General features: G+C 60.8%; 12 protein-coding genes and 1 pseudogene. 9 read left to right on the forward strand and 4 right to left on the reverse strand.

All coding sequences use genetic code 11. The features are described from left to right. Positions 1-3: 3 nt before the first annotated feature. Genes BMZ91_RS17880 through BMZ91_RS17890 form a run of 3 tightly spaced genes read right to left on the reverse strand, consistent with a single transcriptional unit; the run spans position 4 to position 3,969 of the window. On the reverse strand, positions 4-2,178 hold the full coding sequence (locus tag BMZ91_RS17880; RefSeq protein WP_092841756.1) for an RNA degradosome polyphosphate kinase: 2,175 nt from the start codon (positions 2,176-2,178) through the stop codon (positions 4-6). A gap of 49 nt (positions 2,179-2,227) precedes the next feature. Beyond that, positions 2,228-2,902 carry a P-loop NTPase family protein gene (locus tag BMZ91_RS17885; RefSeq protein WP_092841758.1) on the reverse strand — a complete coding sequence of 225 codons (675 nt, stop codon included), beginning with the start codon at positions 2,900-2,902 and terminating at the stop codon, positions 2,228-2,230. Further along, complete coding sequence (locus tag BMZ91_RS17890) at positions 2,902-3,969, reverse strand: AI-2E family transporter (protein WP_092841760.1); 1,068 nt, start codon at positions 3,967-3,969, stop codon at positions 2,902-2,904. The genes BMZ91_RS17885 and BMZ91_RS17890 overlap by 1 nt, the downstream gene beginning before the upstream one ends. Before the next feature lie 147 nt (positions 3,970-4,116). On the opposite strand from BMZ91_RS17890, the gene proS reads away from it, so the two are divergent. The 7 genes and pseudogenes from proS to BMZ91_RS17925 all read left to right on the forward strand — a co-directional run bounded on the left by proS (position 4,117) and on the right by BMZ91_RS17925 (position 12,165). After that, a complete protein-coding gene (gene proS, locus BMZ91_RS17895; RefSeq protein WP_092841762.1) occupies positions 4,117-5,472 on the forward strand; it encodes a proline--tRNA ligase in 1,356 nt (451 codons plus the stop codon). 165 nt (positions 5,473-5,637) lie between these two features. Beyond that, on the forward strand, positions 5,638-6,927 hold the full coding sequence (locus BMZ91_RS17900) for a lipoprotein-releasing ABC transporter permease subunit (RefSeq protein WP_092841764.1): 1,290 nt from the start codon (positions 5,638-5,640) through the stop codon (positions 6,925-6,927). Beyond that, complete coding sequence (locus BMZ91_RS17905) at positions 6,920-7,663, forward strand: ABC transporter ATP-binding protein (protein WP_092841765.1); 744 nt, start codon at positions 6,920-6,922, stop codon at positions 7,661-7,663. The genes BMZ91_RS17900 and BMZ91_RS17905 overlap by 8 nt, the downstream gene beginning before the upstream one ends. A gap of 48 nt (positions 7,664-7,711) precedes the next feature. Next, positions 7,712-8,688, forward strand: a pseudogene (locus BMZ91_RS17910) (Ldh family oxidoreductase). Between the two features lie 90 nt (positions 8,689-8,778). After that, positions 8,779-9,183: a c-type cytochrome gene (locus BMZ91_RS17915; protein WP_092841802.1), complete on the forward strand. Its 405-nt coding sequence runs from the start codon at positions 8,779-8,781 to the stop codon at positions 9,181-9,183. Positions 9,184-9,241: 58 nt separating this feature from the next. After that, positions 9,242-9,643, forward strand: coding sequence for a DUF4864 domain-containing protein (locus BMZ91_RS17920; protein WP_092841767.1), 402 nt, complete (start codon positions 9,242-9,244; stop codon positions 9,641-9,643). 230 nt (positions 9,644-9,873) lie between these two features. Further along, positions 9,874-12,165: a glycosyl hydrolase family 28-related protein gene (locus BMZ91_RS17925; RefSeq protein WP_092841769.1), complete on the forward strand. Its 2,292-nt coding sequence runs from the start codon at positions 9,874-9,876 to the stop codon at positions 12,163-12,165. 21 nt (positions 12,166-12,186) lie between these two features. On the opposite strand, the gene BMZ91_RS17930 is transcribed toward BMZ91_RS17925, so the two are convergent. Beyond that, on the reverse strand, positions 12,187-12,846 hold the full coding sequence (locus tag BMZ91_RS17930; protein ID WP_092841770.1) for a hypothetical protein: 660 nt from the start codon (positions 12,844-12,846) through the stop codon (positions 12,187-12,189). A gap of 111 nt (positions 12,847-12,957) precedes the next feature. On the opposite strand from BMZ91_RS17930, the gene BMZ91_RS17935 reads away from it, so the two are divergent. Continuing rightward, entirely contained in the window at positions 12,958-13,278 is a 321-nt protein-coding gene (locus BMZ91_RS17935; protein WP_092841771.1) for an antibiotic biosynthesis monooxygenase family protein, read from the forward strand. Next, positions 13,275-13,559 carry a DUF5665 domain-containing protein gene (locus BMZ91_RS17940; protein WP_092841773.1) on the forward strand — a complete coding sequence of 95 codons (285 nt, stop codon included), beginning with the start codon at positions 13,275-13,277 and terminating at the stop codon, positions 13,557-13,559. The genes BMZ91_RS17935 and BMZ91_RS17940 overlap by 4 nt, the downstream gene beginning before the upstream one ends. Positions 13,560-13,574 lie beyond the last annotated feature (15 nt).

A 13,574-nucleotide genomic window follows, 5' to 3' on the forward strand; every position in this document is an offset into this window, starting at 1 on the left:
TGGTCAATCATCCGTATGGGTCAGCTTGGGCACATCCGACGCCCCCGCCGATCCGCGCCCCGAAAGCGACGGGTTTTCCATGAAAAAGCGGTGACAGTTAAAGGCGAACTCGCCCTCGGGTTTGACGGTGCGTGAAAAACTTCCATCGGGCGCCATGACCCAGCTTTGGGCGACATCGGCCATATTGGCGGCCATCACTTGGGCGACGATCTGCGCCTTGACGGTTGGGTTTTCGATCTCGACCAGGGTTTCGACCCGGCGCACGAGGTTGCGCCCCATCCAGTCGGCCGAGCTTATGTAGACCCGCGCCTTTTTCGACGGCAGGCCATGGCCATTGCCGAAACAGACGATGCGGGAATGTTCCAGAAAGCGCCCGATGATGGATTTCACGCGGATGTTTTCCGACAGCCCCTTGATGCCAGGGCGCAAGCCACAGATGCCGCGCACCACAAGGTTGATCTGCACGCCGGCCTGCGAGGCGGTGTAAAGCGCGTCGATCACATCCGGGTCGATCAGCGCGTTCATCTTGGCCCAGATTGCCCCAGGCTTGCCTTGGGCGACATATCCGGCCTCGGCGGCGATCATCTCAAGCAGGCGGGATTTGAGGGTGATCGGCGAAATCGCGAGGTTTTCAAGGCTGTCGGGTTGCGCATATCCCGAGAGATAGTTGAGCACCTTGGTGGCGTCGCGCCCCAGGGTGACATCGCAGGTAAAGAACGACAGATCGGTGTAGATCTTGGCCGTGATCGGATGGTAATTGCCGGTGCCGAAATGGGTGTAGGTCACCAGATTCTCGCCCTCGCGGCGCACCACGATCGAGATCTTGGCGTGGGTTTTGAGGTCGAGAAAGCCATAGACCACATGCGCGCCGGCCCGTTCAAGGCGCCGCGACTGGCGGATATTGGCGGCCTCGTCAAACCGCGCCTTTAGCTCGACCAGGGCGGTGACCGATTTGCCATCTTCGGCGGCCTCGCAGAGGGCTTCAACAATCGGCGAATTGCGCGAGGTGCGATAAAGCGTCTGCTTGATCGCCACCACATCCGGGTCGCGCGCGGCCTGCGCGAGAAAGCGCACCACCATGTCAAAGGTTTCATAGGGGTGATGCAGCAGCATGTCCTTTTGGCGGATCGCGGCGAACATATCGCCGTCGTGATCCTGTACGCGTTCGGGCACGCGCGGGGTGAAGGGGGGCCATAACAGATCGGCGCGCGCCTCAAGCACCAACTCCTTGAGGTCTGCAAGCCCGATCATGCCGTTCACTTCGACCACCTCATCAGGGGTGACGTGCAATTCTTCCATGATCACATTGCGCAGCGCATCGGGGGCCTCGGCGGAAATTTTCAGGCGCACCACCTCACCACGGCGCCGCCGTTTGAGGGCAACCTCGAATTCGCGCACAAGATCCTCGGCTTCTTCCTCGACCTCAAGATCGCTGTCGCGCAGCACGCGAAACGCGCAATGGCCCTTGTATTTATAGCCCGGAAACAGGCTGTGCAGATGCAACAGCAACAGCTCTTCCAGAGGCAGTACGCGAAACGTGCCCTCGGGGGCGGGGAGGGTGACAAAGCGGTCAATCTGCTGCGGGATCGGCAAGAGCGCCTGAAGCGGGCGCTTGTCCGATTTGCGCTCCATCTGGAGGGCGAGGGAATAGCCAAGGTTGGGGATAAAGGGAAACGGGTGCGCCGGGTCGATGGCCAGCGGCGACAGCACCGGGAACACCCTGTGCAAAAACACATCCGCCAGAAATACCTTGTCATCCTCTGTCAGGCTTGCATTGTCGAGGATCGAAATCTGTTCCTGTTCCATCTCCTGGCGCAGGGTTTCATAGGTGTTCTGTTGCGCATCCAGGAGGTTGCGGGCGTCTTCGTTGATCAGCACAAGCTGTTCGGCGGGGGTAAGCCCGTCGGCGGCCGGGGTCACATTGCCGGCCTGCGCCAGTTCGCGAAGGCCCGCGACGCGGACGTTGTAGAATTCGTCCAGGTTGGTGGCCGAAATCGACAGGAAACGCAGCCGCTCCAGCAAAGGCACGCGCGGATTCTTGGCCTCTTCGAGTACGCGCCAGTTAAAGCCAAGCCAGCTTAGCTCGCGGTTATAAAACCGTCCCGGTCCGGTGATGTCCAGATCTGGAAAGTCAACCGGCTCGGGCATAGGAGACTTGAGGAAATCAGCGTTTGTCATAGCGACCTTATGGCGTTGCGGTGTAACGGCGGGGTGACGCAGGGTGCCGCTATTCGGCCATATTGTCCAGCACCTTCGCCGCCATGGCGCGGGTGATCGGGCGCCCCTCTGACAGGGCGGTTGCGTCAAGTGCAGCCACCACACTGCGGGCCGCGTCAAACGAGCGGTCCATGCGCCGCGCAAGGTAGGGCAGGATCTCGGGGTTAGGCGAGAGTTGCCGGTCGGCAAACAGCTTCATCAACAGCGCCGCCAGAAGCGTATCATCCGGCGCGCGCAGATGCGCCAGTGTCGTGGCCTGCATCCGGCTTGCCAGATCGGGCAGGGTGAGGGACCAGAAATTCGGCGCGTTTCGCGCCGTGAGCAAGAGCGAATGCCCCTCGGCGAGGGTCAGGTTATGGAGATGAAACAGCGCCTCTTCGCCCGCTTGGTCGCCCGCGATGTCATCGGCGTCCTCAACCGCGACCGGGCCGGTGGCGAGCCCTGCGATATCGGCCATTGCAAGGTCAGTGGCGGCGATGATCGTGGCGCCGCTCAGTGTGGCCCAGACATGGGTCAGGTGGGTTTTACCGGCCCCCGGCGGCCCCACCAGAACCAGCTTGCGCGAGGGCCAGCCCTGCCAGTCTTCGATCATCGCCACGGCCTGGGCATTGGCCGGTGCGACATAGAAATCATTCCGGCCCAGGGCGGCGCGCACGGGCAGATCAAAGCTAAGCTGTTCGCCCATCAGTCAGGATCCTGTGCGTCTAGCCCACGATAAAGGCGGCTGTCCTTGTATTGCAGGATCGCAAAGCGCATGATCACCCCGAGCGAGGCCGCAACTGGCACCGCCACCAGCATGCCGACAAAGCCGAACAGCGTGCCAAAGGCCGAAAGCGCGAAGATAAGCCAGACCGGGTGCAGGCCAACGGATGAGCCGACAAGTTTGGGCGTCAGGAAATTGCCCTCGATCACCTGACCCGAGACGAAAATCGCCGCGACAAGCCCGATGCTGACCCAGTCGCCCCAGAATTGAAAAAGGGCGAGCCCCACCGCCAGCACCCCGCCGACGACCGAGCCGACATAGGGGATGAACGTGATCAGCCCGGCAAACGCCCCCACCACAAGGCCGAATTGCAGCCCCACAAGCATCAGCGCAACGGCGTAGAAGGTGCCCAGCACAAGACAAACCGTGCCCATGCCGCGAATAAAGCTGGCGAGGGTTCGGTCGATCTGGCGAGCAAGATCGCGGATCACCGGCGCATGATCGCGCGGCAGCAACCCATCAATTTTCTCAACCATGTGATCCCAGTCATAAAGCAGGTAAAAGGCCACCACCGGCACGATCACGAACAGCAGCACCAGATTAAGGAGCGAGGCGGCCGAGCTAAGCGCGGTTTGAAGGACCTCACCGCCGCGATCGCGGATCGTCTCGCCAAGCGACAACAGCATTTTATGCAGCGTCGACTCCGGCTCGAACATGGAGGGGAAATGACCTGACAGAAAGCCTTGCAAATCGCGTGCAAGCTGGGGGGCGATGTCGAAAAGGGCAATTGATTGTTCAACCAGCGTTGGCACCACCAAAAGCGCCATGAGCACAAAGATCAAAAGCGCCACCAGCGTGATCACCACGACCGAGGCGGCGCGGCCAAGCCCCAGGCGTTCAAGCCGGTCAGCCACCGGATCAAGGAAATAGGCGATCGCCCCGCCCAGAACGAACGGCAGGATCACATCGCCAAGAAACCACAGCACAATCAGGAACACCGCCGTAGCGATGCCCCAATATCCAAGCTGTTGTTTGACCGGTAGTGCCATGTGATACGTCCCGAACCCTTTGACCCTTTCACATTGCCCATGCAGCCCCCGGTTTCAAGGGGGCGGGGGGCGAAAGCGTGATCCTCCCTTGTCTGGACCGCCGCAAAGCCATAAACGGGGGCAAATATCCTTTGCCAGAGGTCTCATATGCGCCTGTCCCGTTATTTTCTGCCCGTGCTCAAGGAAACCCCCGCCGAGGCACAGATTGCCTCGCACCGCCTGATGTTGCGGGCGGGGATGATCAAGCAGGCGACTGCTGGGATCTATTCCTGGTTGCCTCTGGGCTTCAAGATCCTGCGCAAGCTTGAAAATATCGTGCATGAAGAGCAGGTGCGTGCGGGCCATATCCCGATGCTGATGCCGACGCTGCAATCCGCCGATCTGTGGCGTGAAAGCGGGCGCTATGATGATTATGGCGATGAAATGCTTCGGATCACCGACCGGCATGGGCGTGATATGCTCTATGGGCCGACCAACGAAGAGCTGATCACCGATATTTTCCGCGCCCATGTCGGCAGCTACAAGGATCTGCCGCTGACGCTCTATCATATTCAGTGGAAGTTTCGCGACGAGGTACGCCCCCGCTTTGGGGTGATGCGCGGTCGCGAGTTTTTCATGAAGGACGGCTATAACTTTGATCTGACCAAAGAGGATGCTTTGCATGCTTACAACCGCCATATGGTCAGCTATCTGCGCACCTATGAGCGGATGGGATTGCAGGCGATCCCGATGCGTGCCGATTCTGGCCCGATTGGCGGCGATGACACGCATGAGTTTCTGGTGCTCGCCGAGACTGGCGAATCCGAGGTGTTCTATGACAGCGCGATCACCGATCTGAGCCTTGGCGAGCGCACGGTGGATTACAATAGCTGGGAGGATTGCGCGGCCATTGTCAAGGAATGGACCACGCCCTATGCGCGCACCGACGAGACCCATGACGCGGCGGCCTTCAACGCCATCCCCGAGGCCCGGCGCAAGACCAGCCGTGGCATCGAGGTGGGTCAGATTTTCTATTTCGGCACCAAGTATTCCGATGCCATGGGCGCCACGGTTCAGGGCCCCGATGGCAAATCCACGCCGGTGCATATGGGCAGTCACGGCATCGGCGTCAGCCGCCTTGTAGGCGCGATCATCGAGGCGAGCCATGACGACAAGGGCATCATCTGGCCCGAGGGTGTGACGCCCTATCACGCGGGTATCGTGAACGTCAAACAGGGCGACGCCGAGGCCGATGCGGCCTGTGAGGCGATCTATGCCTCGCTGAACGCGCTAGGCCTAGAGCCGCTTTATGACGACCGCGACGAGCGGGCAGGCGGCAAGTTTGCCACGATGGACCTGATCGGCCTGCCCTGGCGGATCACCGTGGGGCCGCGCGGCCTCAAGAACGGGGTGGTTGAGCTGACCTGTCGCCGCACCGGGGAAAGCGAAGAATTGCCGCCCGAACAGGCAGTGGAAAGGCTGGCGTTGATCTATGCGGGGCATGTGTTGCGGCCAAGCCTGTAGAAGAGGGTCTTGAGCGGACGTTTATCCCAAGCACCAATGCGCCGCCGCGCGGCTTGCGTCCGCCCCCTCGGACGGGCCGCGCGGCTCATCGCCTGGGGCCAACGCCTCCCTTGACGCCCGTACCCTAAAACCCCACTGTCCGCGCAAATTTACCAAGGTGTCAGAATGGCCAGAACGCCCGCCCCTTTTGCCCCGTTTGAATGGATGATCGCCTGGCGCTATCTGCGCGCCAAGCGGGCCGAGGGCGGTGTCAGCGTGATGACATGGATCAGCCTTGTTGGCATCACCCTGGCGGTCTTTGCCCTGATCGCGACGCTTGCGGTCCGGTCGGGGTTTCGGGCCGAATTCGTCGACACGATCCTAGGGGCGAATGCGCATGTGACGATCTATAACGCCGGTGAGGTCGATGCGCAGAGCGGACGGATCGACCGCACCATTCAGGATTACGAGGCGATGGCCGAGCGGGTGCGCGCGGTGCCGGGCGTGACCCGCGCCGCGCCGCTGATCAAGGGGCAGGTGATGGCCAATGCCCGCGAGCGCAATGCCGGGGTGCAGGTCTTTGGCATCGCGCCGGAGGATCTGCGCGGCATTCCGCGCGTCGCCGACCCCGAAACCAGCCGGGGCGATATCGCCAGCTTTCCCCAAGGCATCGCGATTGGCTCGGGCGTGGCACAGGAGCTTGGCGTCGGCCTTGGTGACCGGATCAAGTTGATCTCACCCAATGGCGTCAAGACCGCCTTTGGCACCAGCCCGCGGATCAACGCTTATGACGTGGTCTATGTGTTTTCCGCCGGGCGCTATGACATCGACCGGGTGCGGGTTTACCTGCCGTTTGAAGAGGCGCAGAGCTTTTTTAACCGCGAAGGACGCGCCGATGAGCTTGAGGTGATGGTGCGCGCGCCCGAGAATGTGGATGAACTTGCCCTGCCGCTGTTGCGCGCGGCGGGCGAGCGGGCGCAGGTCTGGACCTGGCAGGATGCCAGCGGCTCTTTTCTGCGCGCGCTTGAGGTTGAGGATAACGTGATGTTCATCATCCTGTCGATCCTCGTGCTGATCGCGGCGATGAATATCACCAGCGGGTTGATCATGCTGGTCAAGAACAAGGGCCGCGATATTGGCATCCTGCGCACGATGGGTCTGACCCAGGGCTCGGTCCTGCGGGTGTTTTTCATCTGTGGCGCCTTTACCGGGCTGATCGGCACGGCGATGGGTGTTGTTCTGGGCTGTCTTTTCGCGCTTTATATCGACCCGATTTTCAGCTTTGTGAATGTGCTGATGGGTGGGCAGGTCTGGGACCCGTCGATCCGGGGGATCTATCATTTGCCGGCCAAGTTGCAGGTGGGCGATGTGATGTCGGCGGTCGCGTTGTCGCTGGGGCTGTCGTTCGTGGTGACGATCTTTCCGGCGCGGCGCGCGGCACGGATGAACCCGGTGGAGGCGCTGCGCTATGAGTGATGTGATGCTGCGCCTTTCGGGGGTTGAAAAGACCTATAACAAGGGCGAAACCGGCGAAGTGCGGGTTTTGGCCGGTGTCGATCTTGCGCTTGCGCGCGGCGAGATGGTGGCGCTTGTGGCCCCCTCGGGGGCCGGGAAATCGACGTTGTTGCATATCGCCGGATTGCTTGACACCGCCGATGCGGGGCGGGTCGCGATCGCGGGCGAGGATATGACCGGGCTGAGTGACCGGCGGCGCACCGCGCTGCGACGCCAGGAGGTGGGCTTTGTCTATCAGTTTCACCACCTTCTGCCCGAATTCAGCGCATTGGAAAACATCGTTTTGCCGCAGCTTGCCGATGGGGTGGCACGCAAAACCGCCGAAGAACGGGCCCAGAAGTTGCTGGATCAGGTCGGGGTTGGCGCGCGCGCCGGACATCGCCCCTCGGCGATGTCGGGCGGCGAGCAACAGCGGGTGGCGTTTTGCCGGGCGCTTGCCAACAGCCCCAGCGTTCTTTTGGCGGATGAGCCGACGGGCAATCTTGATCCCGGCACTGCGGATCAGGTGTTTGGCGCCTTGGAAGGGTTGGTGCGCGGCACCGGCCTTGCGGCATTGATTGCCACGCATAACCTTGAACTGGCGGCGAAAATGGACCGGGTGCTGCGACTTGATCAGGGTCGTCTTGTTGACGCGAGCCAAGGACGGAGCGTGGGTTTCACCCACCCTACGCAGCCATTTCAGATCGGTTGCGATTGACCATATTGCGCCGTGCAGACACACTGCGCGCGAATAGACGGAGGCCATATGGCACAGGTATCGCTTGACGAGATCGAAGCACGAACCAAAGCGGCGCTGATGCGCCATGGCGCGGTCGATCGGGTGGCGGGCGAGGTGGCCTTGCGGTGCGCAAGGCGGAAAGCGTCGGCAACTGGATTTGCGGGCTTTACTATCTGGAGAGCTATTGTCAGCAGTTGCAAACTGGCCGTGTCAAAGGCGATGTCGAGCCGGTTGTCAGCCAGCCGAGGCCCGGCGCGGTGGTTGTGGATGCGCGCTTTGGCTTTGCCCAGCCCGCCTTTGCCCGTGCGCTTGACCGGGCGGTTGAGGCGGCGCGCGCCTGTGGCGTGGCCAGCCTTGCGGTTGGGCATGCGCATACCTGCACAAGCCTTGGATTTTTCACCGAACAGATCGCCAAACGCGGGCTTGTCGGGCTGGGCATGACCAACGCCTCGCCGATCGTGGCGCCGCCGGGCGGCAAGAGCCGGGTGATCGGCACCAATCCGATCGCCTTTTCGGTGCCCGACGGCAAGGGCGGGGTCGCGATGCAGTTTGACCAGTCGACCACCACCGTGGCGCTTGGCAAGATCACCATGGCCAAGGCGGCCGGGGAGCGTATTCCAGAAGGCTGGGCATTGGATGCAAACGGCCAGCCGACGACCGACCCCGAAGCGGCGCTTGCCGGATCGCTGGTCAGCATGGGGGGCTACAAGGGCTGGGGCTTTGGGTTGATGGCCGAGATTTTGACCGCCGGCATGACCGCGGGTGTGGTCAGCCGTGATGTCAAACCGCTGAAGGCGCCCGAAGGCGCGCCGCATGATCTTGGGCAGTATTATCTATTGATGGACCCCGATACCTCGGGCGCCTTTTATGACCGCCTTGCGCAAATCGCCGAAGGCGTCGCGCTTGACGAAGGCGCACGCATGCCGGGGCAGGGCAAGCGCGAGGCCGATCCCGTCGAGGTGCCGGACACGCTTTGGGCGCAGGTGGCGGAACTGGTCGGTTAGGGGCTGGGCTGTCGGGCGACTGATGCAGATCATGGCGCGATGTCGAAAATGTGGATCGAATGGGCTGACAGGGCGATAAGGGAGGTGCAAATGCGGATTGGAATATGGGCCGGTATAGTGGCCGTACTATGGCTGCCGACTATCTTGGTGGCGCAGGATCTGCGCCTTGGGCAAAAGACCTATGAGCGCTATTGCGCGGCCTGTCATGGTGTGGATGCCAGCGGCAATGGCCCGATGCGCCCGGTTCTGGCCCTGGCGCCGCCTGACCTTCGGGTTCTGGCCCAGACCAATCGCGGGGCTTTTCCGCTGGCCCGTGTTGTGCGCCAGATCGACGGGCGCGATCCGATGGTGGCCCATGGCGAGCCGATGCCGGTTTATGGCGATTTCTTCGAGGGGCGTGATGTCGTGCTTAAGATCGACGAGGGCGCGCAGATCAAGACCAGTCGGCGGATGGTCGATCTGTTGGCTTATCTGCAAAGCCTTCAGACCCGCTAAGGCGGGTGCTTGAAGGGCGGCTTGCGGGCGCTAGATACCTTTTACAGGGAGGTGCCCCATGCGACTTTTGTTAACGAGCCTGATCCTGGCGGTTGGCCTGTCTGGACCGGCACGCGCCGATGAGAGTGCGGTAAAAGCGGTGATTTCCGCCCAGATCGAGGCCTTCCTGGCCAATGACGTGGACCGCGCATGGGGGTATGCCAGCCCGACCATTCAGCAACGTTTTGGATCGTCCGCGCAATTTGGCACCATGGTCCGAAAGGGGTATCCGATGGTCTGGCGCCCCTCTGAGGTAACGTTTTGGGACAGTGAGGTGATTGCCGGAAAGCTCTGGCAAAACGTGCTCGTTCGCGATGCCGGTGGCGCGCTTTACGTGGTCGAGTACCAGATGATCGAAGGCGAGGGCGGCTGGAAGATCAATGCCGTGCGGGTGCGAAAAACGCCTGGCGGTACAGTCTGAGGAGAGTGCGGATCAGGGGGCGCTGCCCCCATCGCCCAGAGGCGATTCCCCTGGGATATTTATGGCCAGAAGAAACCGGCATCTGCGGGGCGCGAGAAGGGCACCGTGACGGTGGTGTGAGAGCCGGTTAACCCCCTGTTGATACTTCCCTATTCCATCGGATGCGGTGCGCCGTGCCGGGACAGGCACGGGACATGCGCGCGTGACGCGGGATGTGGAAAGGGAACCATATGAACAAGGCAATTACCGACGGCATCGTTTTCATGCCTCAACCTTTTGCGGCGGGGTTGGATCAATGGTCCAGCGGCAATGGCACGCCTCAATCGGATACCTATGCGAATGCCGTGAATGCGGCCTTTGTGCCGGCCGATCAGGATTTTGGCGGTGCGCTGGAGCTTCAGAAGGTCGATGCAGTGCAACGGCTGCGCTATATGGGGGAAACCCCGATTTTGCCGGGCTGTTATCTTCAGGTCCGGGCGCGGGTCAAGGCAATTTCGGGTAATCTGCCGAATGTGCGGATTGCGGCATGGGCCGGCGGGGCCGGCGGTGTGGCGGTTACCGGGGTGACGTTGACTGGTCCGCAGGTCACGTTGACCACCTATGGCGATGTGGTTGAGGTGACGGCGATTGTCGGCACTGGCGCGCGCAACGGGGTCAATATGGCCTGGGGGACGCAGGCGCTTTTCGGGCACTTCGGGCTTGACCTGAGCGGGCCGAGCGGCGGCGTGGTGCGCATCGACGATATCGTCATCGAAGATGTCAGCCGGTTCTTTCTGCGTGATATTGTCAGCGCGGTGGATGTGCGCGATTTTGGCGCCGTGGGGGACGGGGTACGCGACGATCATGCAGCCTTTGAGGCCGCCGATGCCGCCGCAAACGGGCGTGAGATCATTGTTCCGGCGGGCACCTATTTTCTTGGCCAAAGCACCACCATTCAGAACCGTGTCCGTTTTGAGGGCACGCTTGAAATGGCGGATAGCAGCATTCTGGCGCTCACCAAGAATTTCGATCTACCGGCCTATATTGACGCCTTTGAGGAAAGTGAGCTTGCCTTCAAGAAGGCCTATCAGGCGCTATTGAACAATGCCGGGCACGTCACGCTTGATCTGGGCGGGCGCAAGGTGGCGCTGCGGGCGCCGGTGGACATGGCCGCGGCGGTCAATAACAAGACCACTTACAAACAGCGTCATGTGATTGAAAACGGGCAGTTTTCTGTGTTTCCCGGTGCCGCCTGGGAGACCGATGTCGCGACATCGCAGGCGACATATGATCCGCGTAACTCAAAGCGGCTTGTCAATGTCGAGAATGTTGCCAATATCCCTGTCGGATCGGTAATCACCGGCAACGGTGTGGGGCGCGAAGTCTATGTCACTGATCGCAACATCGCAGCGCAACGGCTGGATATCAGTCAACCGCTGTTCGATGCGGCAGGCACGCAGGTGTTCACCTTCCGGCGCTTCAAATACATGCTTGATTTCAGCGGATTCGAGCAGATTTCACGCATGGTCATGTCCGAAATCGAGTTTCAATGCAGTGGTGATTGCAGCGCCATCCTTTTGCCGCCCACGGGCACCGGGTTTCATCTGCGCGATTGCTTTATCACCCGGCCCAAGGACCGTGGCGTCAGCAGCCACGGCGAAGGAGATCAGGGCATGATGATCGACCGCTGTCAGTTCCTGTCCGATGAAAGCCCGCTTTTGTCGACTGAGCGTGTTTCGATCGGGTTCAATGCCAATGCAAACGACATCAAGGTGCGCGACAATCGCGTGGTGCATTTCCGGCATTTCGGGGTGATTGGCGGGTCAAGTTCGATCATTTCAGGCAACCACGTGTTTCAGGGCGATTCCGCCCTTAACGGCATTCGCACCAGTGGGTTTGTTCTGACGCGCACCAACAATCGGGGCACGATCAACGGCAATTATATTGACAATTGCTTTATCGAATGGGGCAATGAGCATGATCAGGCGCCCGGTTTCTCTGGTGAGTTTTCGTTCAGCGCGTTGAGCATCACCGATAACGTGTTCCTGGCCAGCGATGTGGCGCCGTGGTTCACCTTTATTCTGGTCAAGCCGCATGGGGCCGGGCATTTCCTGAATGGCGTGTCGGTGAATGGCAATTCGTTCCGCGGGATTGGCGGCACCATCGACCGGGTCGAGACGGTGGATACGAGCTTAGCCGATCTTGATTACAACCGGATCCGCAATGTCACCTTTGACGACAATGCCTTTCACAACATCCAGACACCTGCGGCCAGCCCGCTTGTGATGGAACATACCGAGGCCAGCGCCGCAAGCACATGGGTGGTGGAGCCAGCGCCACGGTTGCCGTTCGGGGCCTGGGCGCAGGTGGTGGAATCGGTTGTGGCGGCCGGGCCGCTGCGCAGTAGCGCCAATGCGGTGCAATATGTGACACCTTATTACCAGGCCAATCAGGGCGCGGACAATGACCAGATCAACCTGCGCTGGCCGCTGGCGGTTTCGGGAAGTGTCATTCTCAAGGTGCGGATCGACGACCCGCTCTGAAAAAGCGCTCTGGCGGCGCTGTTAAAAGCTCTGCCAGAGCCCCAGTTTGACGCCATGCGCCCGCCCGCCATGAAACATCTGGCTGATCCCGAATTCGATATGCTTGCCAGGTTTTGTCTCGTAGACGAACGAGGGGGCAAAGCGGGCATAGCTGCTGCCGGTATCCGGTTGACCGGTCTGCACCTGGAGGATCAGTTTGGTTTTGCGGGTGGTGGATAGGCCAAAGGTGAAATCACCTTCAAGGGCCATATCGCCATGCTTGAATAGAATCGCACGGCTATCCACGGCAAGCCAGCCATTGCGATCCCAAAGCGAAATGCCGCGCCCGAGCGATAGGCCCGGGCGCAGGGCGTTCTTGCCTGCAATCTGTCCGGCACCCAGTTCGAAGGCGAGTTTCAGGGGCCGTTCGGCTTGCCCGAGCGGCCAGCGCAGAAATCCGATAGCCTTGGACATGCGCACACCATCCCCGCCCAGATCAGCCCCGGCCGTCACGCGGTCGGTCAATCCATGCTCGGCATATAAAGTAACAAATGGGTGGTAAAACCCGAAGGCATCCGGGCCCTCGATCTGACCGGAGTTTGCGAGAAAGGTCTTGCCCTTTTCGCGCGGCCACGCCCCCGCCTGTGCCATAATGGCCAGACATGGCAAAAGGATCAACGTGAGAATGAGCCGTCGCAGCATGGTTACCTCTGCGTTAACCCTCGGTAAAAAGGGTAAAGCGACGGTTAAGGCGGCTAAGAATTTACCCCCCTGCCTGCGCGTGATAGGCTGGTTTGGCAAAGGAGGTGCGTCATGCCCAAAATCGCCCAAAACACCAGCCATCAGACGGTGATCACCACATTTGATGTCACCCCGGGCACCTGTCAGGATCTGCTTGATCTTCTGACTGCGGCCTATCAGGATTTCATTTGTAAACAGCCGGGCTTTGTTGCGGTCGGCCTGCATGTGAACGATGCCCAGACCCGGATCGCCAGCTATTCGCAATGGCGCAAACGCGAGGATTTTCAGGCGATGCTTCGGACCAATGAGATGCGCGTGCGCAATCGCCAGATCAACGAGCTGTGCAAAAGCTTCGAGCCGGTTATGTATGACGTCGCGGCGACATTTGCATGAAGGATGACATGCCGTCCTCTGACGATCTGACAAAAGAAGTGCATGCGCTGCGTGTCGAGTTGCGCCGTCTCAACCGCCACCGCTTTATCCGGGTCCATAATTCGATGCCGCGCATGCTTGCGTTCAATTTCGCGCGCGGTCTGGCGGTCGGGCTTGGCACTGTGTTGGGGGCGTCGATGCTGCTGTCGGTTCTTGTCTGGGCGCTGAGCCAGATCGAGTTTTTGCCGATCATCGGTGAATGGGCCGCCGAAATCGCCCGCCAGATGGGCGAACTGCAATAGTGGCCGCAGCGCACC

The sequence above is a fragment of the Roseovarius lutimaris genome, assembly GCF_900115165.1.
Classification (GTDB): Bacteria; Pseudomonadota; Alphaproteobacteria; order Rhodobacterales; family Rhodobacteraceae; genus Roseovarius; species Roseovarius lutimaris.

What these genes read in the sequence shown, in the direction of transcription:
- BMZ91_RS17880 (WP_092841756.1), bottom strand. Translation starts at nt 2,178, where the DNA reads ATGACAAACGCTGATTTCCTCAAGTCTCCTATGCCCGAGCCGGTTGAC.
- BMZ91_RS17885 (WP_092841758.1), bottom strand. Translation starts at nt 2,902, where the DNA reads ATGGGCGAACAGCTTAGCTTTGATCTGCCCGTGCGCGCCGCCCTGGGC.
- BMZ91_RS17890 (WP_092841760.1), bottom strand. Translation starts at nt 3,969, where the DNA reads ATGGCACTACCGGTCAAACAACAGCTTGGATATTGGGGCATCGCTACG.
- proS (WP_092841762.1), top strand. Translation starts at nt 4,117, where the DNA reads ATGCGCCTGTCCCGTTATTTTCTGCCCGTGCTCAAGGAAACCCCCGCC.
- BMZ91_RS17900 (WP_092841764.1), top strand. Translation starts at nt 5,638, where the DNA reads ATGGCCAGAACGCCCGCCCCTTTTGCCCCGTTTGAATGGATGATCGCC.
- BMZ91_RS17905 (WP_092841765.1), top strand. Translation starts at nt 6,920, where the DNA reads ATGAGTGATGTGATGCTGCGCCTTTCGGGGGTTGAAAAGACCTATAAC.
- BMZ91_RS17915 (WP_092841802.1), top strand. Translation starts at nt 8,779, where the DNA reads ATGCGGATTGGAATATGGGCCGGTATAGTGGCCGTACTATGGCTGCCG.
- BMZ91_RS17920 (WP_092841767.1), top strand. Translation starts at nt 9,242, where the DNA reads ATGCGACTTTTGTTAACGAGCCTGATCCTGGCGGTTGGCCTGTCTGGA.
- BMZ91_RS17925 (WP_092841769.1), top strand. Translation starts at nt 9,874, where the DNA reads ATGAACAAGGCAATTACCGACGGCATCGTTTTCATGCCTCAACCTTTT.
- BMZ91_RS17930 (WP_092841770.1), bottom strand. Translation starts at nt 12,846, where the DNA reads ATGCTGCGACGGCTCATTCTCACGTTGATCCTTTTGCCATGTCTGGCC.
- BMZ91_RS17935 (WP_092841771.1), top strand. Translation starts at nt 12,958, where the DNA reads ATGCCCAAAATCGCCCAAAACACCAGCCATCAGACGGTGATCACCACA.
- BMZ91_RS17940 (WP_092841773.1), top strand. Translation starts at nt 13,275, where the DNA reads ATGAAGGATGACATGCCGTCCTCTGACGATCTGACAAAAGAAGTGCAT.